Raw genomic sequence first — 21,461 nt, forward strand, 5'->3', positions numbered from 1 at the left:
GGAAGCTAAGCCCTGGCACGGCGATGGTACTGCATTCGAGAGGATGTGGGAGAGTAGCACGCCGCCGCTACACAACTTTTCAAGTTTGAACCCCGAAACCACAACGGTTATCGGGGTTCAAACATATTCACAGACATTTCAAGAGGCATATACGGATAAGGCCGTTTCAACGGTGTTTATTCGTGTATGCCTCTATTCATATGCGTAACAGTGCAATAGAGGCACAGCGGGCCTTACAAGCAGCATAAGATAAGGGCACAAGTGAGATAGATCAGGAGTAAGCGAGAAAGATCTAGACGCAAGCAAGATAGATCTGGACGCAAGTGAGATAGATCAGGAGTAAGCGAGATAGATTTTGGCGCAAGTGAGACAGATCAGTGCATAAGCGAGAAGACCTGGACGCAACTGAGATAGATCAGATCAGAGAAGATAGTGCAGCTTTAGAGAACTTACGAAGAGTAATTAGAGAGTTCATAACTGCCATACACATCGAGCTATGAGGTTAGGCGCGGGAGCTAGAAGCAGGAGCACAAGGAATAGGAGAGTGCAAGGAATAGTAGAGCGTAAGGAATAGCAGAGCACGGCCAGTCGAAAACCATATACAAAAAGAGCGGGAAGCTGTTGTCAGCTATCCCGCTCTTTGCTTGATGCCTTGTACATACTGAAGTATTGTGCAGGCTCCTCGAAGCTTTACTTATTATGCAGCAGATCCAATTCCTTCTGCGAAGCCAAAGCAGCCTTCGTAGAGTATTGCAAAGCATTTGCTGCATTGTGTGCATTGTCCATTGACGTATCAATCAGACGTGCAGTCTCAATAAGCGTTTCTGCGCTTGCATCGACATTGCAGCTTGGAGCGCGCTTCACCGAAGCGCCGCTGCTAATTGCATCTTGCAAATCGCTCAGCGTATTTGGATCAGCAACATCAGTTGCAGACAGTGTATCTGCGGTGTGACGTGCCTTCTTCAGCGCAGCGGAAAGCTCCTCTTCGCTTGCTGGCACCTTATCAGCCTGGTTTTGGCATGTGTTATATGCCGTGCGAAACATATCGTCACGGTATATACGTGCATTGTTCCACACAATGAATCCACAGCTGACAGCTACGACGAGCAAAACAACTGCAATTACAGCAATAATTGTTTTCCAAGCGTGCTTCTGCTGATGATCTTCGGCGTCCACTTCAGCTTCGTCGAGCGAATCATCATCTTCTTTCGCTTCGACTAGTTGTTTTTCATCGAACATGGGAAAACCCCCACTTTTTTCTTCTTCTCTTGCGTGCACATTATACCGTTAACCGTTGCGCTATCTCTCCCCTAAGAGCAGAGACACAACTTGCTAAATCGTTTTATTGGTGCTCTCGTTGGGCTACAATTCTGTTTTAGAGAGAGAAAGCTCAGTACGTACGGTTTAACACATTGCTGTGTGTATTGATTTCTGCATAGACGCGGAAATCAAAATAAATCGTGGTGGATGCCGTACGTGACTGTAATCAAGGGAGAGAGACGTGCGTAGAGTTACGCTCAAAGACGTGGCAGCGAGGGCTGGAGTGGCTGTCGCTACTGCTTCGCTCGTGTTAAACGGTAGACAGGCACGTGTAGCCGAGGCAACAAAAGCTCGAATTTTGAAGGCTGCAAGAGATCTGAATTATGTGCCAAACCAGAACGCACGAAGCCTCGTCACTAAGCGTTCGATGTTAATCGCACTGATTGTGCCAGATATTGAAAATCTATTCTTTGCTTCACTGTGCAAGTGCCTTGAAGATCAGTGTGCACGCAGTGGCTATTCCTTGATTATGGCAAGCTCGGACGATTCGCGAGAATCCGAGCGCAAGCTTATTGAAAAGCTGACGTCGCGCGGCGTGGACGGCATTATGATCATTGCAGCGCGCGAATCGTATAACGATCAGGAAGAGTTCCGCAATCAAATTGAGAGTATTGATTGCCCAGTGATGTTGCTGGATCGTCTGTTCGATGGTGACTGGTGTGATGGCGTAGGCGTTGATAATCGTTACGGCGGATCGTTGGCTGCTCGTTGTCTGCTGAATGCAGGTCATACGCGCATTGCTTGTGTGACCGGCGGTGCTGACTCGCGTAATGCTGATGCTCGTGTTTGGGGCTTCTTAAGCGAGCTTGAAGCGGATGGTAATCCTATTGATCCAGCGCTGCTGTTCGATGGGGGATATCGATTTGAAGGTGGCGCTCGTGCTGCCGAGCAGATTCTGGATTCCGATGCAACTGCAGTGTTCTGCTGCAATGACTTAATGGCTTCGGGCTTTATTCAAAGCTGTGAACGTCGCGGTGTGCGCGTTCCTGAAGATATTTCTGTTGTTGGTTACGACAACATGTTGCAGCGCTATGGCATGAGGTATGACTTAACGACCATTGCGCAAGATGTAGAAGGACTTGCTCAGCAAGGTTGGACGCGACTGTGCAAGCAGATTGAGGCTATTGATCGTCGTATTGAACGCGATCGCGCGGGATCGGCTCATACGACCGCCGAAAAGTCCTCTGATGAGAGTCAGGAATCCTTGTATGGCTTGGGTTCTGGCAAGTCCTGGCTGACGCGAGCATGTACGCTGCTGCTTGAACCAACGCTCGTAATGCGTGAAACTGTGGGGCAGCCAAAGATCTGAAATGAGCATTGCAACTTCGTGGGAGAACTCTGTCTGCCGCTGTCGAATTAAATGCGTTACGCGCGTAGCGAAAACGCCAACGAGAGCGTTAAAAACAATGCAAATAAATGCAGAGTAAGCATGTAGAAAAACAAGGGGTACCCCCGAAACGCGGAGGGTATTAATTGTTTTGACATGCTCAATTTTCAGCACTAGACTTTACGCTTGATAAAACGTTTTATCAAACGGTTTTAGCCACTTGAGAGGTGGCCGAAATGAGAAGAAAATAATGGTGACCGTCAACGATGACCGTACGGCCCTACAATGGAGAAAGGCATCACCATGACCAAGAAGATGATTCTGGACCTCGACACCGGTGTGGACGACGCACTCGCAATTGCACTTGCTTTGGGTAGCCCAGAGGTTGAGCTCATCGGTATTACGGGTACTTACGGAAACGTGCTTGTGGAACAGGGTGTTCGCAACGCACTCGCACTGACCGAGCTCTTCGGTCACCCAGAGGTCAAGGTGTACAAGGGCCTGTCCCACGCTCTGAAGCGTGATGGCTTCGAAGTCGAAGAGATCTCTGCATTCATTCACGGTAAGAACGGCATCGGCGAAGTTGAGCTCCCAGAGCCAACGCGCACGATTGAAGACCAGAACGCAGTGGACTTCATCATCGAGTCCGCTCACAAGTACGGCAAGGACCTCGTGCTCGTTCCAACGGGACCACAGACGAACATTGCAGCAGCAATCCAGAAGGATCCAAGCATCGTTGATCTTGTTGATGCTGAGGTGCTTATGGGTGGCGCTCTGACCCAGCCAGGCAACGTCACGCCTTGCTCGGAAGCAAACATCCACCAGGATCCATACGCAGCAAACTATGTGTTCCGCTCCGGCATGCCAACTACAATGGTTGGTCTCGATGTCACGCTGCAGACGCTGCTGACCTACAAGGATACGCAGCGCTGGCGCGCCACGGGTACCGATGCAGGCCAGAAGCTTGCTGATATTACGGATTACTACATCAAGGCTTATGAGACGACGGCTCCAAAGCTCGGCGGTTGTGGTCTGCACGACCCACTGGCTGTTGGCGTCGCAATCGATCCAACGCTCGTGAACATGCTCGACATCAACATGATGGTCGACGTGGATGGCCCAAGCAACGGCCGCACGATTGGTGATCCTGATCGTCTCAACGATCCACACAAGACTTCGAAGGTGTGCGTTGGCGTTGACGTTGACCGCTTCCTGAAGATGTTCATGGATCGAATCACGAACCTGGTCGCAAACTCGACCTATACGCTGGTTCACTGATTCGGGCTGCTTAACTTTGATCAACGACGAAGCTGCGGCCATCAATTTGGCCTCAGCTTTCGAATTGATTTGAAGCTCAGCGACTCAAACCAAACTCAAACTCAAACCATCAACACACAGACCCTAGGTCCAATCTGAAAGGAACAGAACCGCCATGACATTTGCCAACCCGTTGTGCGCGCTAGACAAGATCCATGGAAAGGTAGCCGTGGTCGGTTCCATGAACGCCGACTATACGGTGACGACGGAGCGCCTGCCTAAGCCAGGCGAGACCGTGAACGGTGGTCCACTGCAGGTGCTGCCTGGCGGTAAGTCCGGCAACCAGGCTGCTGCTGCCGCCCGTATTGGCGCTCAGGTGCACATGTTCGGTGCAGTTGGCTCCGACTCGAACGCTGCGTTCCTGCTCGGCAAGCTCAATGATGCGGGCGTCAACACGACGCACGTGCGCCGCGTGCTTGGACCTAGCGGCACGACGGTTATTACCGTGGATGCCTCGGGTGAGAACGCAATTGTGTACTCCCCAGGTTCGAATGCTCGCGTGAGCCCAGAGTACATCGAGTCTGAGCGCAAGGCTCTGACGAACTCGAGCGTGCTGGGTCTGTGCCTCGAAAGCCCAATCGAGACCGTGACTACGGCTGCTCAGATGTGCCACGCTGCAGGCGTGAAGGTGCTGCTGAACAACTCGCCATTCCGCCCAACGCTGCCAGAAGAGCTCGTTGCTGCAGCTGATGTGCTGCTCGTCAACGAACACGAGATGGCTCAGCTGCTCAACATTGATGAGCCAGCTGATGGCAACTGGGATTCGTTCGATTGGAACTTCGCTCTTGATCGCATGCGTGAATATGGCTTTGATCAGGCTATCGTCACGCTCGGTGGCGACGGTTCCGTCGTGCTCGACTCGACCGCTGACGAACCAATCCAGCGCATCTACCCAGTGCGTATCAAGGCTGTTGATACGACGGGTTGCGGTGACTCCTTCATGGGTACCGTGCTTGCTGGTCTGGCTTCTGACCTGTCGCTCAGCGATTCGGCTCAGCTTGCTTCGTACGTCTCTGCATATGCCGCTATGAGCTATGGTGCTCAGGCTTCATACGGCAACGCATCGCAGATCCGCGAAGCATTCTCGGCCAAGTAAAAACGTCCGGGATTTCTCCCGGTTTCCTTGGGATCTAACACTATGGGGCCGGAAAGCATGTTATGTGCTTTCCGGCCCCATGGTATTTTCTTCTGTTTTACTGTTTTAGTTTCATTTTTATTTCTGCATCGGCGCAGAATCATTCAGCTTTTCCTCATGCACATTGATCACTATAAAGTGCTTGTATCACGTGCATAATATCGTCGCATTTTATTACCCCCCTACATGTCTTTGAACATGGCCATTTCTGCGGGTTTTGCGCGCGATGAGGATCACGAGTTTGCGCACAGTTCTGCTAACGGTTTCGTTCACGATTCTGTATACGAATTTTGGGATAACTTCGCATCTGAGCTTGCTCACAATTTCGAATACGACTTCGTGCATGATTTCGTTCACGAGTTTGCGAGCGATACAAAAAGAGGATCCAATCCGTGTGGATTGAATCCTCAAATCAAGCTACATCAATGATGTGCTACTGCAATATGCACTCTATGCTGTGCAATATCAGCGGTCTATGTTGTACAACATCAACACATCATGTGCGCTCTGTATAAGGCCATGTACGTTAGCTCATGCAGAGCTGTTGCATCATGCGTAAATGTTACGTGGCTTCATGTCTTCTGGAAGACCGTTCAGCAGGTTCGTAACCGAGCTTGCCTCGAAGACTGAACGGATACCAGCAGCCAGCAGTGGTGCAATGGACAGCACAGTCATGTTGTCGAGACGCTTTTCTTCTGGAATTGGGACCGTATCAGTCACAACGATTTCCTTAGCGCCGCATTCCTTCAGGCGCTCGATTGCAGGGCCAGAGAACAGGCCGTGCGTAGCAACGAGCGTGACGGACTTAGCGCCCTTCTCGTGCAGTGTACGAACAGCTTCGCAAATCGTGCCAGCGGTATCGATCATATCGTCGATAACGATGCAGTCGCGGCCTTCGACCTCACCAATAATGCCGTGAGCCACAGCGTGGTTAGGACGCGTAATATCGCGGGACTTGTGAATGAAGGCGAGTGGCAGACCGCCGAGCTTAGCAGCCCACTGCTCGGAAACCTTAATACGACCAGCGTCAGGGGAAACGATCGTCGTATTCTCAGGCTCAATGCGGTTACGCATGTAATCGATAAGCACTGGCATTGCAGTCAGGTGGTCAACAGGACCATTGAAGAAGCCCTGCTCCTGAGCAGCGTGCAGATCAACAGTAATAACGCGGTCAGCGCCAGCTGCGCGGAAAAGATTGAAAATAAGGCGTGCCGTGATTGGCTCACGACCCTGGTGCTTCTTGTCCTGACGAGAATAGCCCAGGAATGGTGCCACAACAGTGATCGAGCGAGCGGAAGCGCGCTTAGCTGCATCAATCATGATGAGCTGTTCCATGATCCACTTGTTGATGTCGTTAGCGTGCGCCTGCATGATGAAAATATCAGAACCGCGCACAGGCTCGGTGAAACGCACATACATCTCGCCGTTTGCAAAGTCGTATGCAGTGGTCTTCAGTACTTCCGTGCCTAGAAAATGAGCAGTTTCCTCGGCTTGTTCCGGATAAGCGCGGCCCGTTACGAGAGCCAATCGTTTATCGGGATGTCCTTCGAGGATTGCAGACATGTTGAGCAGCTCCTTTAATGATGTGAAATAGCTAGCAAGCACGCAGCGCGAACATACGACACGAATACGCATGAATTGCGCATGAACGCATGTATTCATGGTGGGATTCGTCTTCGAGATGCAGGTGATGCCTTTGGCCAAATATAGCAATGAGTATGTATTGCGCAGGCCTATACGTGTTTATAAGGAGTCATATTGCAAGACGAGAAATAAAAAAGAATGAACAATCAAACCAAAACAAGTCTTGCTCAAAGCCTCATGAAGAACGTAACGAACGTTCGATGACGCTCCCAAAACCGCAGGAACAATGGCATACCGATGAACGTGAAATAGTTAAAAATCTGGCGTCAGTAATGCAGCTGTGCGCGACGTTCTTGCGATGCAAACGTAACCATTGAAATAACTGAAAATGTGACTCAAAATAGGGAAGCTATTGACGGTAGAAACGGGACTTCCTGACGCATGTCACAGTGGGTTGGAAGCGTCCGGGGTTTCGTATAATCTAGGCAAGTTAGTGTGCATATTTGAAGCACAGTGCTTCTCAATATGTGCGCGACTGCAAACACACTCCTGTCGCGGAAGGACCGCGGCCACAAGTCCGAAGGAGGTGGGTGATGTCTGCACACAAGTATGAACTCATGTTCATCGCTGATCCAGCACTGGATGAGAACGGCCTGAAGAAGCTGACGAACCAGTATATGGAAATTGTCACCAAGGAAAACGGTTCTGTAGAGAACATCGATATTTGGGGACGTCGCAAGCTCGCTTACGAAATTGATGGCAAGACCGAGGGCAACTACGTTGTCGTTCTGTACACGGCTGAGCCAGCAACGAGCGATGAGCTCGATCGTCTGCTTAACCTGAACGAATCCATCATTCGTACGAAGATTCTTCGCAAGTAATCTAGCTGATTTAAGCTCGCCGCACGAATGAAGTAGTACGGCGCGGATTACAAGCAAATCATCAGGTACCAGGTCATAGTTCAACGAAATTTAGCTCGTTCCAATACGTTGAAGACCAAAACGTTGAAGCGGTAACGAGCCAACTGAAAGAAGGAACGCCATGGCAGGTGAAACGGTAATCACAATTGTGGGTAACCTCACGAGTGATCCAGAGCTACGTACATTGAACAGTGGCGCAATGGTGGCTAGCTTCACTATTGCATCTACGCCTCGTAGCTATAACCGCAGCACGGGCCAGTTTGAGGATGGTAACGCATTGTTCATGCGTTGCTCCGCATGGCGTGATCTCGGTGAGCACTGTGCAAAGTCGCTGAGCAAGGGCATGCGCGTTATTGCGCAGGGTCGTTTGCAGCAGCGCAGCTACCAGGCTCAGGATGGCTCGCAGCGCACTGTGGTGGAGCTGCAGGTGGACGAAATTGGTCCATCGCTGCGTTACGCAACAGCACAGGTTCAGCGTCAGTCTTCGAACGGTGGTTTCAACGCCAATAATGGCGGCGGATTCAACCAGAACCAGGGTAATGGTGGCTACCAAGGTGGCGCTAATTACCAGGGTGGTTCGAGCTTCGGCGGTCAGACGCAGACTCAGCAGCCTGCAGCTGATCCATGGAGTTCGGCAGGTTCGTCCGACGATTCGTTCGGCACGTTTGGTGCAAGCGAATTCGGTGGTGCTTCGCAGGAACCAGAGTTCTGATTCGTTGATTGCCAGTACGGCACAGTTCTGAAGCACATTTGCTTATGCAAATTGGGATACAGCTTCAGTAGCTGTAAGACTTTCGATCTGGCACCGTTTTCAAAACGAGTTATCCCATTCATTCAAGGAGAATATTAGATGTCACGCAAGAGGCCGCAGCCGCCGGTCAAGCCGTTCAAGAAGAAGCCAAACCCACTCAAGGCTGCTAAGATCACCGAGATCGATTACAAGGACGTTGCACTGCTGCGCAAGTTCATTTCCGATCGCGGTAAGATCCGTTCCCGCCGTATCACTGGTGTGACCGTGCAGGAACAGCGCAAGATCGCTACGGCTATTAAGAACGCCCGCGAGATGGCACTGCTTCCATACGCCACCAATGGTCGCTGAGTTGAGGAGTAAATACAATGGCTGAAACCAAGGTTATTCTCACTAAGTCCGTTAACGACCTCGGCAATGAGGGCGATATCGTCACCGTTAAGAGTGGCTACGCTCGCAACTTCCTGTTCCCACAGGGTCTCGCTTTCAAGTGGACCAAGAACGCTGCAGAACAGGCTGAGGAAATGAAGCGCGCTCGTCTGGCACGCGCTGTTGCATCCCGTGAAGATGCAGTGGCTGCTAAGGACAAGATCGATGGCACGACCGTCGAGATCGCCGCTAAGGTGTCTGAGTCCGGCAAGCTGTTCGGCGGTATCTCCGCTGACAAGATTGCTGCTGCTCTCGCATCCAAGGTCACCGTTGAGCCAAAGGCTATTGCCGTCGCTCCAATCAAGACCACGGGTGAGTTCCCAGCAACCATCACTCTGCATCCTGAAATTTCTGCAACCGTTACCGTTAAGGTCGTTGCTGAGTGATGTCTCACGAATTGTGATCTGTGCATAAGGCCTGCTCTTTAGAACGTCGGTTGTAAAGTTGCAGCTTTCACAGAGCAGCAATTCGTCCATCAGACTCCATATACGAGTTTGAGCTTAAGCATTTGAAGAAGGCTCCGTCTGGAATCAGGCGGGGTCTTCTTTTTTATATTTGTGCACTCAGAGATCCTGCCGAGGAATCTTCTGGTATGAATCTTCTGATATGAATATGCTTCGTTGATTCATATGTGAATATGTGCATATTTTTGTGGATTGCACTGCTGCACATGTTCACAGTGCACAAGTGGATAACGCAAATTATGAATAATTATGCACAAAACAGTGTTGAAAAGTGCTTTCGTGAATACTTTCATGAGTGCTTTCATGAGTGCTTCGTAATGCGAGCCTCATTGAGCCGCATAACGTGTGTGTAAGCCCGGTTGAGCCTCGTAAGGTGTGTACAAGCTTGGTTTAGCGAATAACCTTGCTGCTTGTATTTGTAGAGTAGCTACGCGTTGTATGGTGTTCGTGTATAAAGCCATAGCAATGGCCATAAGCGTCGTTTTACTGCATATGTGATGTTTGATGCATGTTCAAGCGAAATTGGCTTATACGAGTCTTATATCATCTCAGGTGCTGTGAATTGTTTAAACTGCTTAGCATTCTGCGGCCTGTGTTCCTCTTAATGCTTTGCTTGCCACTCTGCATAGTGCATGCCTGGCGCACTGCTACGGCAGCATTGTGCGTAACCGTGTTTTGCTCTTTTTTAGAAATGTTGAAAATTCTGGGTTTGTGCGTAATTCGGCCGTGCTCAAATCACACGCTTATCAATTGAGAGTTGCGTAGCAGTGTGCACAAGTTCGTAGACTCATCGATTTTCCACACCCAACTCATTGATGAATTGTGAAAGGGTGTGCGCAGCAAATGCAACTTCCGCAGTATTCCGCCGAAATATGTAGTTGTTAGAGAAACAAAACACACTCTTTCACAAATGGTTCTGCAGTTGGGTGTGCGTTGCTGTGCCACACATGCGTTTGGTAAGGAAAAGAATCAAGAAATAGCTATAGAAGCAGTAGCAGCAGTAAAAGGATGGAAAGGAGAGGAGAGAAGGAGAAGACTTCACAAGAGGAGTACTTCATAAGAGGAGTAAGGGAAGCAGTAGATGCATTACTCTGTAGATACGAAAAAACCTCAACTAAACGGTTGAGGTTTTTTCTTGCGTGTGCCCCCTCAGGGATTCGAACCCTGGACACGCTGATTAAGAGTCAGCTGCTCTAACCAACTGAGCTAAAGGGGCGTATTCAATTATTTTCTTTAATAACCATAGTACCAAAGAAAAAGTGCCCCCTCAGGGATTCGAACCCTGGACACGCTGATTAAGAGTCAGCTGCTCTAACCAACTGAGCTAAAGGGGCAAAAGTTGGTAGGCATCAAAGCCAGAAAATAAATATACTCACATTTCCTTCACATGCAAGTTACGGCGTGTCTCGCATTATTTCGCCGATTTCAAATTTGCTACGTACCTAGCGATACCATTGAACGTGGCGTTGTTCGCGTCGAAATTCCGTCCTATCTGCTCGAAGGTTTCCTTTTCATGCCCGAAAGCCGGGCGGTTCTAGTTTGTTAAAGAGAAGAACGAAGGATAATTCAGTGGAGATCTCACTGTTTACCAAGCTCGCTGCAGAATTTGTGGGTACGGCAGTGCTCATGGTGTTCGGCAACGGTGCTGTGGCTAATGTTGAACTTTCAGGCACCAAGGGCCACAAAGCTGGTTGGATCAACATCGCTATGGGCTACGGTTTTGGTGTTATGTTCCCTGTGCTCATGTTCGGTGGCGTTTCGGGTGCACACATTAACCCTGCTATGACGCTCGCACAGGCTGTGAATGGCATGTTCCCATGGAGCTTGGTCCTGCCATACATCATCGCTCAGCTGCTCGGCGCTGCTGTTGGCCAGCTGCTCGTGTACGCCGTTTACTACCCTCACTACCAGAAGACTGAGGATCCAGAAGCAATCCTCGGCACGTTCTGCACGGCTGACGCTTACGAAAGCCGCACTAACTACTTCATCAGCGAGTTCATTGGCACGATGCTGCTCGTTCTCGGCGCTCTGTGCTGCCTCGAGCTGCAGTGGGGTAGCTCGAACTACGCTGCCGCTTCGATCGTCGTCGGCTTCATCGTTTGGGGCCTCGTCACCTCGATGGGTGGTCCAACCGGTCCTGGCCTGAACCCTGCACGTGATTTGATGCCTCGTCTGCTGCACTCGCTGCTGCCTATTAAGCACAAGGGCAAGTCGCGTTGGAACGAAGCCTGGATCCCAGTCGTCGCCCCAATTCTCGGTGGTATGCTCGGCTGCTGGCTGTTCAAGGTTCTGTTCGCCATCTGATGTACTTCGCCTGAATAGGTTATCTGCCGGCCATTTCGGCTGGTTTCTTGCAAATGCCGCTCTACTTGCTGTGGGGCGGCATTGTTTTATGGAGTACTCAATCTTTATAAAACGTCCAACTTGAGTTCAGTACCTGTTGTACCTAGCAAGGCGACGGTAATGCCTGCGTTCATACTCAGGCCCCGCTCCTACACTTGGCTCAAGGTTGGTTCAACGAAAGAAAGACGGATATGACAGGTCGATTTGCGCCTACACCTTCTGGACGTATGCATATGGGAAACGTTATGGCCATGCTCGCCGCGTGGCTTGGTTCGCGCGCCCAGCAGCAGCCAATTGTGTTGCGCATTGAAGATATTGATGGACCTCGCGTTGCGAAAGATGCAGATCGTTGGATTATGGACGATCTGAATTGGCTCGGCCTCAACTGGGATGGTGAGCCAGTCTATCAGTCCGACCGCTCTGATCTGTATATGCAGGCGCTGCGCACGCTCGCTGAGCAGCCGACGCAGCTGTATCCTTGCTTCTGCTCGAGGGCTGAGATCCGCGCCGCCAGCGCGCCTCAGCAGGGCGACGGCTTCGTGCGCTATCCAGGCACGTGCCGTGTTGCATGGTCTCGTCACGATCCGCCAATTGAACAGTTAGCTGCCACTGATTTTATTGATTCCTCTGCAACCGCTGATGCCGCTGCGACCAAACAGAGCATTACCTCACATACTGAGGCAAATGTTCCATGTGAAACGCGTCGTCATGCATGGCGATTAGCGGTACCTGAACCAGGTGACGCGGCTGGCTTAGTACAGTTCGATGATCTGATTCAAGGTGCGCAGAGTTTTGATTTAGGTCGCGATTTAGGCGATACAGTGCTGCGCCGTTCTGACGGTCTATTTGCATATCAGCTTGCCGTTACGGTTGATGACCTTTTACAGGGTGTAACGCAGATTGTGCGCGGTCGTGATTTATTGCGGTCGACCGCTTTGCAATTGCATATCCGTCAGTTACTTATGGAACGCGGCTTTGTGCAGGCCGTTGCACAGCAGGGTAGTGCCTCGCAGCTGAGTACGTCTACGGAACATGTTGCACAACATGCTGTGCAACAAGCCGGCAGCCAACAGTCGACCGATACTGCATCGGATCTTGAGTTTGCACATTTGGCACTAATTGATAACGCCGCTGGTGTGCGTCTGGCCAAGCGCACGCGCTCGCTGGATCTAGGATATTTGCGTACACAAGGCGTGCAGCCTGAGCAAATTATTGGATACTGCGCGGCATTGTTGGGCTTAAACGCAGAAGGTGTTACCTACGATGAGCAGGGTCATATTGATCCAATGCGCGAAGATTTCAATCCAGCACCAATGACTGCACAACAAGTCCTTGAAGCATTCTCGTGGCAAGCTGTGCGTGCCGTGAATTACGACAAAGCACTGCCAGATGATTTAGCCAACCGCCTGAGTAACAGGTGCGCTGAGTAAGCTGGAATAAGCGTAAATAGATAGAAGCAATAGACAGAAGTAAGAGTTAGAAGAGCAGGATACGAGGAGAACACGATGGTTGCGTATATGGAGCATAAAGATTTAGCCAATACAACGATTAGTGATGAGCGTAAGCAAGAAATCACTGACAATGTGCATCGTGTACTCGATCGCCTAGCAGAAGCAACGCAGCGTGCTGGTCGTGAACCAGATTCCGTGCAGCTGCTCGCTGCAACGAAGACGCGTGATGTTGCAGAAGTGGTTGCAGCATTGAACGCTGGTATTCGTGTGATTGGTGAGAATCGTCCACAGGAGATTACGGCCAAAATTGAAGGTGTTCGTGCACTCTGTGCAGCACAAGGCCTGACCGTTGGTGTGCAAGAGAACGCTGTTGAACCAGATGTGTATTTGCATCTGATTGGTCAGTTGCAGAGCAATAAGATCAATAAAGTTTTGCCATATGCCAACGTTATTGAATCTGTTGATAGCGAGGACTTGGCAACAAAAATTGCTCGACGTGCAACTATGCACGATATGACAGCTCGTGTGCTGCTCGAAGTTAATGTGTCTGGTGAAGCAAGCAAGTCAGGTTGTGATCCAGCTCAGGCTAAGGATATTGCAGCTGCAATCGCTGCAATGCCAGGAATTGAGCTCGAAGGCCTGATGACTGTCGGCGCTCATGTTGAAGACAAAGCAAAGATCCGTCAGGGCTTTATTCAGTTGCGTACCATGCGTGATGAGCTGCTGGCTTCGGGTGAAGAGAATTTGCACCACTGCACGCAGCTTTCTATGGGTATGAGCGGCGACGCAGAAATTGCAATTGAAGAAGGTTCAACGCAGGTACGTTTGGGCCGTGCAATTTTTGGTGAGCGTCTGTTCGTCTGATTTCTTCAACCCGTTTTGGTACGTGGACGCATATTTTCCTGTTAGCTGTTGAACTCTTGGTGAGCTGTACTGAATATGGCAGTCTTAGAAGAGAGCAAGAAAATCTTATAAGCATTACCTGCTTATAACGTTTGCTGCACTTCATTTGGCATATTGCACTAGAGGAGATGGCGATGGCTGGCAACATCGAGGATCGGGACTCGCTCCGCGAGCCTGCCGCGCATACTGTCGATAGAGCCTCTTCATCTCATTTTGCAAAGGGTCGATTTGGCAAAGCTCGATTAGCGAATGCTCAGGCTGATGATATGCATGCTGCTTATGTGCATGCGCGTAAGCCATGGACGGTTGATCCAAATACCAAAGAAGTGGGCAAAATTGCTGCTCGTCAGCGTTCGATCCGCCGTCGCATGCTCATTTTGCGTATTGTGGGCATCATTCTTGGTATTGGTGCTCTATGCATTGCGGCTACGCCTTTTATTCTGCAATGGAAAACAGCAGCGAATCAGTCCTCGCAAACGCAGTCGGTGCATAATCGCGTAGCAGGGTGGCCATATCCGAAGGCAGAAGAGCAACTGCAGGCAGCACAGAAATACAATAAAAAACTTGCAGCAAGCGGCCAACCAATTCTGGGTGAGGCTGTGGATCCTTTCGCGAGTGTAGCGGGGAGTTCGAGCGTTTCGGGACATCAGCACACGGAATCGGCTGCCAGTAAAGATGCTGAATATCAGTCGTTACTGGACACTGGAGACGGCGTTATGGGTGCGATTGTGATACCGAAAATTAGCGTGAACCTGCCGATTTATCACGGAACTGATGATGCGGCACTCTCGCGCGGTGCTGGTCATTTGTATGGCACAAGTCTGCCAGTCGGCGGCAAGAATACGCATGCTGTTATTACTGGGCATCGTGGTCTTGTTGCGGCTGCAATGTTTACGCGCCTTGACGAGATGAAGAAGGGTGATTTCTTCTATATCGATGTTATGGGCAAAGAACTTGGCTATGAAGTCGACAGAATTTCGGTTATTGATCCGTCAGATGTCTCTTCATTGCGCGTTGAGCCAGGGCAGGACCGCGTAACGCTGATGACGTGTACGCCATACGGCGTGAATACGCATCGTTTATTGGTTTCTGGGCATCGCGTGTCCATTCCAAATCCTGCTCCGCATCCATCTGATGTATATGATTTGCACACGATAGGCATATGCACCGTCCTTGCAATTTTGGTATTCGGCAGCATTCTTGCGGGGGTATGGAAGCGCTGGCATCGATTCATCGTGATGCATCATGCTGGTAAGAATCGTCCAGCTTGGTAATGCGATACGAGATTGATTCTTATCCGATTTTGAGACGGGATAGGGCGGTTTTGTTGAACACCCCTATATGTTCGCTCAGAGCACTAATTAGGCTCTTTTCTTCTCTTTTTTGATTGCTTACTAGCGGTGGGTATGTAGCGCTTAAGTCGTTCTATTTTATGCTGACTGCGAAGGGGGCACTTGCGCGCAAAGTTGCCATTTTAGACTGAAGTTAACGAGTAATGGGGGTTATTCGTTAACCGTCACAACCAACAGGTGACTACCTAGCAAACAAAAACAGACTCAGGGAAGATAGTTTGTCTTGCCTAGGGCTTGCATGCCCGGAGCACACAAATGACCCGAAACAGGAATGTGGTTTGTACTATGTTCCGCTAATGCAGAGGATTGTTCGTTATGTCAAGTAAGGGCAGGCTGCGTCACGCGCGCGGTAAGCATGCTGTAAGCAGCATGAGTCTGCGTGCAAACGTCATAACGTGTCGCGCTATTGCGGTGTTCTGTGCAATTGCACTCTGTTTTATTGAATTTCTAATCGGACTGCCTACCTCATATGCAGATGATGCTGCATCGGCTCAGGCTGAGCATGCTGCACAATCTACTGAAACCACGCAGCCTGCAGAAGCTACGCAACCTGCGGCACATGGCAGTGACGCATCGGCTCAGGCCAATGCAACGCAGCCTGTGGTTAATGGTGCCCCAGCTCAGCCTGCTGCCAATAATGATGCAACGCCACCATCAGCTCCAGCTGATGCTCCAGAATTTACGAAGCAAATTCATAAGAATACTGATCCAGCAACGGGGCAATTCAATGGCACCTATACGTTGGATATGAGTGTGAAAGGTAAGTCCAGCGAGACTGCGGTACAGCAGGCAACGCCACTAGATGTGGCACTGGTGCTTGATGTTTCTAGCAGTATGCTGCTCGTCGATAATCCTTCGTATTCACCAGTTGATGCTTCGCAAGTCAATACGGATACCACGTATTATGTGTCCACTCGTAATGGATATGAACCAGTTACGTATACCACAAGAAGGGTGAGGTACTGGTTTACTACACGTTTGGTTACTGGCTGGTTTGATTCCGATGACCAGCAGTATTCGCCAGACTCTACGCAGTTCTATACGCAGACTTCGTTAACGCGTATTCAAATTCTGAAGAATGCACTTCGTTCGTTCTTAACCGATATCAATAAGTACAACGAACAGATTCAGGATCCAGCAAACCGTGTTCGTGTTTCACTCATTAAGTTTGCTGGTACACAGAGCGATCAGATTGGTAATGACACTTATCCTGAAGCTATTCAGGTTGGTAACCAGCGAGTTGTGCTGTTAACAACGGATCAAAGTAATTATTCGCAGATCGTCACGCCGCTTACCGATAACCTGATTGGTTCGGCAAACAGTGTTGATGATGCCGTAAATGCATTGCAGCCTGGTGGTTTTACTCAAGCTGATTACGGCATGGATTTAGCAGAACGTGCGCTTGATCCTGCAGGTCAGCAGGCAGGCAACCCTAATGAAGGACCGCGCCAGAACGCAAAGCGCATGGTGGTGTTCTTCAGCGATGGTGAGCCTTCGACGAGTAAGGGCAGTGGTTATTCACAAGGTGTTGCTACTGATGCCATTGATGAGAGTTACAAACTCAAGCATCAGTTGAATGCTGAAGTCTATGCCATTAATGCAATTCCTGGCACTGATCAAACGGCAGAAACATTCATGAACGATCTGTCGAACAATTACCCAGATGCAGAAGGCACTTGTACCTATAGCCGTTGGACGGGCGAATCGTGCTCGGTGGATCCACATGCTCGTAATACCGATGGTGACTATTACTTTGCTGCTACCTCTGCAAACGCATTAGACAGCGTTTTTGCAGGACTTTCGAGCACGATTGTTTCGGGTGCTGCATATCAGAACATCAGAATGGAAGATCAGCTTTCTGATTATGTGCAATTTACGCAGCCAGATGCAGCTCAACATTATGGTGCACAGCTGATTGTGAAAAATGCTCAGAATGAGCCAATTACGTTGGCTGATGCTGGTCTTGAATCACAGGGACAAGCACTCTATACGTTGCAAACGCATGAGTCGAATCCAGAACTTCCAGAGAACACTATTGCAGTGCAATTCCCACAGAACTACACGTTGAGGAATGGCTACAACTATGTGCTGGAGTATACGATCAAGCCAACTGCCAAGGCCTATCAGGAATACGTTGATGGCGTGAATAGCGGCAAAGAGGATCCATATAACGGTGTGACTGGAGAGAAGAACACCGGTGATGAATCCGAAGATCAGCTTGGTTTCCGCAGTAATGCCAATGCATTCCTGTCATATGCGCCACGTGTTGACGGCCAAACACAGCCGAATATCAATGCGACGATGCCACATCCAGTGTTCCAGGTTGATATACAGACGCCAGAAGCACAGAAGCATTACTCGACTCTTACGGTAAACAAGCACTGGCTTGGTAAGGCTGCACGTCCATCATCAATTTATGTGGATCTTGCCTGTGCAGTAGTAGACCATGCGGATCAGTCCTGCACGAGCTACAACCATATTGAAATTAAGGCTGGTGCAAACGCAAATGCCGATTGGTCGAAGCAGATTTATATTCCAGTAACCGATCAGCAGCGTCAATATACGTTGTCAGAAGAGCCAGTAACGGCAACCGTAGATGGTAAGAACACCAGCTATAAGGCAGCATATGATGCGAACCATGTGTTAACTATTCCAGCAAATGCCCAGCGCGATGTTACGACGACTATTACGAATTATCCAGCTGTAGCAAAGCTTGATTTGAGCAGCATTACTGTGCAAAAAACTGTGGCTAACACGGATACTGATAATTCGTTCTCGTTTACGTTGCGACCAGTGAATAATGTCTCTGCAGAAAGCAGCAAGTCTATGCAGACGCTGGAGAATAAGCCATTTACGTCTGCAACGACAACAGTTCGTGGTCCTTTTACGATGGGCCAAGCGAAGACGGCATCATTCCAAACAGCTGTGAATGTGAGCTTGCCAGATGCTCAAACAGCTCAGAGTTATCGCTTTACTGTACAAGAAAACAATCCTGATCCATCAGTCTGGGAATGCGATAAGGACCATGTTGATGTGCAACTCAATGTTGTTGAAGATACACATGGCATTCCTGAATTCAATGACGATGGCAGCGTGAAAACAACTGTGACGTATGCGGGCGGCAAGAATGCTACCGATACGGCAACCAATACCAATGTTGCGGCATTTACAAACAGGCTGAAACCTGCAACGCAATTGCCGCTCACAGGTGAGGGTAGTGCTACGCCTCGGCTTTGGCTGGGTGTAGCAACCGGACTTGGCGCGCTCGCGCTCGTAGCTATAGGAAGGACAATGCTATGGCGCAGGCAAGAGCACTCTTGGTCACACGAAAAGTCATAATGCTTTTCCCCAGAAGAACTGTTCAACGGTAACGGTGTACTACGAACTTTTCCTGAGCAAATAACAGCAAACTGCGGTCAGATAGCACATGTACTGACGTCTTTGGCGAATGCATGTACGTATGGCGGCTGGTGAATTAGGAGAAAAAGAATAATGATGGCAATTTGGAAACGACTGTGTGCAAGCGTAGCCGCTGCAGCTACACTACTCGGTCTCGCAATTGGCGCATCAGTAGCAATGGCTGACGATACGGCTGCCTCGACTGACGGCACCATTACGATTACCACTGCAAACGCTGAGACGGATACTTTCCAGGCATATTTGCTTGGTACCTACGTCAACCCTCAGGTGTCTGGCAATCAGGTGACGTCTGTGGACCTTCAGGAGAATCCAGCTTGGTCTGATGCTATTGCTGATTCCCTGAATTATGCATTAGGTGATCAGAGCATTCCACAAGCTTATACGGGCAATGAGTTGACCTATGTCACAACGGCAATGGATGAAAACGGTGCTGCTGCAACTGATGCTACGCGTCGTGTTTTTGCAGATCGTCTGTTCCGTTATGTAGGTACGCAAAAGGCTGCAGCAATTGCTCCAACGAGCGTGAACACCAAGTCTGAGCCAGCTACGGTAACGTTCACTGGTCTGACTCCTGGTTATTACATGGTGACGGAAACGGTGAATGGCGAGATGAATGGTACGCCAATGCTCGTCGGCACCAATATTGTGGCCAACGGCCAGTCGTATTCCAATCTCAACGGCGAAGAACTCGGCGTGGCCACTGCAAAGCCTCAGAAGCCATCGGGCCCAAAGAAGACGGTTGCTAATGGAGATGGTTCGCCAAACGATGGCACCACATACTGGGGTGAAAAGCTCAAGTACAGCATTAAGCTGCTCGTTCCTGGTACCTCGAACCGTGAAGTGACAATGCAGGTTGAAGATACGGCAAGCAAGGGCCTGCAGATCCCAACCCAGGCCAGCGACTTTTCGATGGCAATTACTGATGCAAATGGCAATGCATACACGGGTGGTGTAAAGCCTGTGCTGAGCATTGTTTCGCAGACTGGTGATGCGGCTCAGGGCACCACAACTACGCTGCAGATCGCTAATGTGAAGGGCCTTGATGGCTACTACATTACGGTCAGCTACTTGGCAACGGTTACTCCAGATGCACCAGTGGCTAACACGAATAACGTAAGTGATGCTACCAAGCAGCCTTCGGCAACGAACGTCGCTAAGATCAGCCACGATGGTGGCGCTAACTGGAGTGCTGAAGGCGATCCAGTAAAGACGAACACCTATGGTTTCAGCTTCACGAAGACCGATCGTAAGTCCGGTGAGCCACTGGCTGGCGCAACATTTGCAATTACTGGTACGGGCAAGAACTACACGCAGCCTGTAACGATGACGACTTCGGCAGATAACAACGATACCGTTACGTTCAACGGTCTCGCCGCAGGCGTCTACACGGTTACTGAGACGCAGGTCCCAGACGGTTATGTGCAGAACATCAAGCCAAGCTTCAATGTGCAGATTACGCAGGATGGCACCGTGCTGATTTCGAAGAACGATGCCTTTGGTCTGGTCTCACTGAACAACGGCAAGATGACCGTGCAGAACGTTACGTCGATTGCTCAGCTGCCATTAACTGGTGCCGCTGGTATTACGATGATCGCCCTTATGGCACTTGTTCTTGCACTTATCGCAATTCTGATTCTGTGGCGTTCGCGCTCGCTGAAGAAGCAGATGAACGCATAAGCTGCTGAAATGCTCAGGAAGTAAGTAGCTCAACGTGAGCTACCACGAGCGCTCAAGGAGTGGACCTCATTCCTTGAGCGCTTTTGTTATCAAAGGAAGGCATACAGGCCTTAAAAAAATGTGCTGTATAACGGCCTCACTGAGTAGTACAAGCCTGTATTCCCGATTGTAGTAATGGTGAATATAACCAATCTCGCGTACACTAACAACCATGAGAATTGCACGTTTTTTGCACGATGACACTCCTCAGTACGCATTCGTTCAGACGGATGAGACTGACGGCACTGATTATCTGATCGCACTTGAGGGTTTCCCATTTGCTGGTGCTGCAATGACACCAACGGGTGAGCGTTTCCGTGTTGATCAGGACGGCATTCGCCTTCTTTCTCCTGTTATTCCTTCGAAGGTCTATGGCCTCGCTAAGAACTATGAAGCACATGCTGAGTTCATGCATGAGCAGGGCTGGTCGGCTGAAGATCACGCTCCAGCTGATATTCATCTGTTCATGAAGCCTTCGACGAGCGTGATTGGCCCTGATGATCCAATCGTCTACCCAGTTTTCTCTGACGAAATGTGCTACGAGCCAGAAGTGGCTGTAGTTATGGGTCGTATTGCCAAGAACGTTTCTGCAGCAGATGCAATGGACTATGTGCTGGGCTTCACTTGCACGAACGATGTGACGTTGCGCGATCTGCAACAGGGCGATCCAATGTGGACGCGCTCGAAGGGCTTCGATACGTCGTGCCCATTGGGTCCATGGATCGTAACGCGCGATGAGTTCAACTGGCGTGATGCCAAGATCTCGTTCGAGCTCAATGGCGAAGAAGTGCCAGAGGCTAGCGGCACCACGGCTAACCTGATCCACTCGATTCCAGAGCAGATTGCATTTATCTCGAGCTTCACGACGCTGCTGCCAGGCGACGTTATTCTGACGGGCACGCCATATGCATCGGGCACGCTGAAGTCCGGCGACGAGTGCACGGTCAAGGTCAGTGGCATCGGCAAGCTGCGCAATGTTGTGGTGCGTGCCTGAACAGCACGGTCGCACACCAGCGAAGCTTCATAACCGCT

At 50.0% G+C, this 21,461-nt stretch carries 17 protein-coding genes and 2 tRNA genes; 15 read left to right on the forward strand and 4 right to left on the reverse strand.

Annotated elements, in window-relative coordinates:
• A partial coding sequence (locus tag D2E26_RS07500) for a hypothetical protein (RefSeq protein WP_206432047.1) occupies positions 1-208 on the forward strand: 208 nt, incomplete at its 5' end.
• 482 nt (positions 209-690) lie between these two features.
• Here D2E26_RS07500 and D2E26_RS00005 read toward each other — a convergent pair.
• Positions 691-1,239: a hypothetical protein gene (locus tag D2E26_RS00005; protein WP_125962679.1), complete on the reverse strand. Its 549-nt coding sequence runs from the start codon at positions 1,237-1,239 to the stop codon at positions 691-693.
• Between the two features lie 286 nt (positions 1,240-1,525).
• Between D2E26_RS00005 and D2E26_RS00010 the strand changes: the two genes are divergently transcribed.
• From D2E26_RS00010 to D2E26_RS00020, 3 genes are all read left to right on the forward strand, one after another.
• Positions 1,526-2,629, forward strand: a complete 1,104-nt coding sequence (locus tag D2E26_RS00010; protein WP_241218801.1) for a LacI family DNA-binding transcriptional regulator — start codon at positions 1,526-1,528, stop codon at positions 2,627-2,629.
• A gap of 321 nt (positions 2,630-2,950) precedes the next feature.
• Positions 2,951-3,925 (forward strand): nucleoside hydrolase, encoded by a 975-nt coding sequence (locus D2E26_RS00015; RefSeq protein WP_241218802.1) that lies wholly within the window; start codon positions 2,951-2,953, stop codon positions 3,923-3,925.
• Between the two features lie 154 nt (positions 3,926-4,079).
• On the forward strand, positions 4,080-5,060 hold the full coding sequence (locus tag D2E26_RS00020; protein WP_125962682.1) for a ribokinase: 981 nt from the start codon (positions 4,080-4,082) through the stop codon (positions 5,058-5,060).
• A 588-nt stretch (positions 5,061-5,648) separates the two neighbouring features.
• On the opposite strand, the gene D2E26_RS00025 is transcribed toward D2E26_RS00020, so the two are convergent.
• Positions 5,649-6,662: a ribose-phosphate diphosphokinase gene (locus tag D2E26_RS00025; RefSeq protein WP_125963332.1), complete on the reverse strand. Its 1,014-nt coding sequence runs from the start codon at positions 6,660-6,662 to the stop codon at positions 5,649-5,651.
• 614 nt (positions 6,663-7,276) lie between these two features.
• On the opposite strand from D2E26_RS00025, the gene rpsF reads away from it, so the two are divergent.
• The 4 genes from rpsF to rplI all read left to right on the forward strand — a co-directional run bounded on the left by rpsF (position 7,277) and on the right by rplI (position 9,166).
• Positions 7,277-7,564, forward strand: coding sequence for a 30S ribosomal protein S6 (rpsF, locus tag D2E26_RS00030; RefSeq protein WP_125962683.1), 288 nt, complete (start codon positions 7,277-7,279; stop codon positions 7,562-7,564).
• A 160-nt stretch (positions 7,565-7,724) separates the two neighbouring features.
• Entirely contained in the window at positions 7,725-8,315 is a 591-nt protein-coding gene (locus tag D2E26_RS00035) for a single-stranded DNA-binding protein (RefSeq protein WP_125962684.1), read from the forward strand.
• Between the two features lie 138 nt (positions 8,316-8,453).
• On the forward strand, positions 8,454-8,702 hold the full coding sequence (gene rpsR / locus D2E26_RS00040) for a 30S ribosomal protein S18 (protein WP_004219092.1): 249 nt from the start codon (positions 8,454-8,456) through the stop codon (positions 8,700-8,702).
• Positions 8,703-8,719: 17 nt separating this feature from the next.
• Positions 8,720-9,166: a 50S ribosomal protein L9 gene (gene rplI / locus D2E26_RS00045; protein ID WP_125962685.1), complete on the forward strand. Its 447-nt coding sequence runs from the start codon at positions 8,720-8,722 to the stop codon at positions 9,164-9,166.
• Positions 9,167-10,386: 1,220 nt separating this feature from the next.
• Here the strand turns inward: rplI and D2E26_RS00050 are convergent.
• Positions 10,387-10,460, reverse strand: a tRNA-Lys gene (locus D2E26_RS00050).
• Between the two features lie 44 nt (positions 10,461-10,504).
• Positions 10,505-10,578 (reverse strand) — tRNA-Lys (locus D2E26_RS00055).
• Between the two features lie 235 nt (positions 10,579-10,813).
• Between D2E26_RS00055 and D2E26_RS00060 the strand changes: the two genes are divergently transcribed.
• The 7 genes from D2E26_RS00060 (at position 10,814) to D2E26_RS00090 (ending at position 21,423) form a co-directional block, all read left to right on the forward strand.
• The gene (locus tag D2E26_RS00060) at positions 10,814-11,548 is read left to right on the forward strand and encodes an MIP/aquaporin family protein (RefSeq protein ID WP_125962686.1); all 735 of its coding nucleotides are present in this window, start codon (positions 10,814-10,816) and stop codon (positions 11,546-11,548) included.
• A gap of 230 nt (positions 11,549-11,778) precedes the next feature.
• Positions 11,779-13,017 carry a glutamate--tRNA ligase family protein gene (locus D2E26_RS00065; protein WP_125962687.1) on the forward strand — a complete coding sequence of 413 codons (1,239 nt, stop codon included), beginning with the start codon at positions 11,779-11,781 and terminating at the stop codon, positions 13,015-13,017.
• 75 nt (positions 13,018-13,092) lie between these two features.
• Positions 13,093-13,902: a YggS family pyridoxal phosphate-dependent enzyme gene (locus tag D2E26_RS00070; RefSeq protein ID WP_125962688.1), complete on the forward strand. Its 810-nt coding sequence runs from the start codon at positions 13,093-13,095 to the stop codon at positions 13,900-13,902.
• Between the two features lie 305 nt (positions 13,903-14,207).
• The gene (locus D2E26_RS00075; RefSeq protein ID WP_125963333.1) at positions 14,208-15,215 is read left to right on the forward strand and encodes a class C sortase; all 1,008 of its coding nucleotides are present in this window, start codon (positions 14,208-14,210) and stop codon (positions 15,213-15,215) included.
• A 393-nt stretch (positions 15,216-15,608) separates the two neighbouring features.
• Positions 15,609-18,632 carry a DUF7604 domain-containing protein gene (locus tag D2E26_RS00080; protein ID WP_125962689.1) on the forward strand — a complete coding sequence of 1,008 codons (3,024 nt, stop codon included), beginning with the start codon at positions 15,609-15,611 and terminating at the stop codon, positions 18,630-18,632.
• Positions 18,633-18,788: 156 nt separating this feature from the next.
• The gene (locus tag D2E26_RS00085) at positions 18,789-20,390 is read left to right on the forward strand and encodes a SpaA isopeptide-forming pilin-related protein (RefSeq protein ID WP_164515799.1); all 1,602 of its coding nucleotides are present in this window, start codon (positions 18,789-18,791) and stop codon (positions 20,388-20,390) included.
• A 211-nt stretch (positions 20,391-20,601) separates the two neighbouring features.
• Complete coding sequence (locus D2E26_RS00090) at positions 20,602-21,423, forward strand: fumarylacetoacetate hydrolase family protein (protein ID WP_125962691.1); 822 nt, start codon at positions 20,602-20,604, stop codon at positions 21,421-21,423.
• Positions 21,424-21,461: the final 38 nt, after the last annotated feature.

Origin of the sequence: Bifidobacterium dolichotidis, from assembly GCF_003951975.1 — a bacterium.
In the GTDB taxonomy this organism is placed as follows: domain Bacteria; phylum Actinomycetota; class Actinomycetes; order Actinomycetales; family Bifidobacteriaceae; genus Bifidobacterium; species Bifidobacterium dolichotidis.

Bases quoted from the DNA above. Each gene is read 5' to 3' on its own strand.
- D2E26_RS00005 (WP_125962679.1), bottom strand. From the start codon at position 1,239: ATGTTCGATGAAAAACAACTAGTCGAAGCGAAAGAAGATGATGATTCG.
- D2E26_RS00015 (WP_241218802.1), top strand. From the start codon at position 2,951: ATGACCAAGAAGATGATTCTGGACCTCGACACCGGTGTGGACGACGCA.
- D2E26_RS00020 (WP_125962682.1), top strand. From the start codon at position 4,080: ATGACATTTGCCAACCCGTTGTGCGCGCTAGACAAGATCCATGGAAAG.
- D2E26_RS00025 (WP_125963332.1), bottom strand. From the start codon at position 6,662: ATGTCTGCAATCCTCGAAGGACATCCCGATAAACGATTGGCTCTCGTA.
- rpsF (WP_125962683.1), top strand. From the start codon at position 7,277: ATGTCTGCACACAAGTATGAACTCATGTTCATCGCTGATCCAGCACTG.
- D2E26_RS00035 (WP_125962684.1), top strand. From the start codon at position 7,725: ATGGCAGGTGAAACGGTAATCACAATTGTGGGTAACCTCACGAGTGAT.
- rpsR (WP_004219092.1), top strand. From the start codon at position 8,454: ATGTCACGCAAGAGGCCGCAGCCGCCGGTCAAGCCGTTCAAGAAGAAG.
- rplI (WP_125962685.1), top strand. From the start codon at position 8,720: ATGGCTGAAACCAAGGTTATTCTCACTAAGTCCGTTAACGACCTCGGC.
- D2E26_RS00065 (WP_125962687.1), top strand. From the start codon at position 11,779: ATGACAGGTCGATTTGCGCCTACACCTTCTGGACGTATGCATATGGGA.
- D2E26_RS00070 (WP_125962688.1), top strand. From the start codon at position 13,093: ATGGTTGCGTATATGGAGCATAAAGATTTAGCCAATACAACGATTAGT.
- D2E26_RS00075 (WP_125963333.1), top strand. From the start codon at position 14,208: ATGCATGCTGCTTATGTGCATGCGCGTAAGCCATGGACGGTTGATCCA.
- D2E26_RS00080 (WP_125962689.1), top strand. From the start codon at position 15,609: ATGTCAAGTAAGGGCAGGCTGCGTCACGCGCGCGGTAAGCATGCTGTA.
- D2E26_RS00085 (WP_164515799.1), top strand. From the start codon at position 18,789: ATGGCAATTTGGAAACGACTGTGTGCAAGCGTAGCCGCTGCAGCTACA.
- D2E26_RS00090 (WP_125962691.1), top strand. From the start codon at position 20,602: ATGAGAATTGCACGTTTTTTGCACGATGACACTCCTCAGTACGCATTC.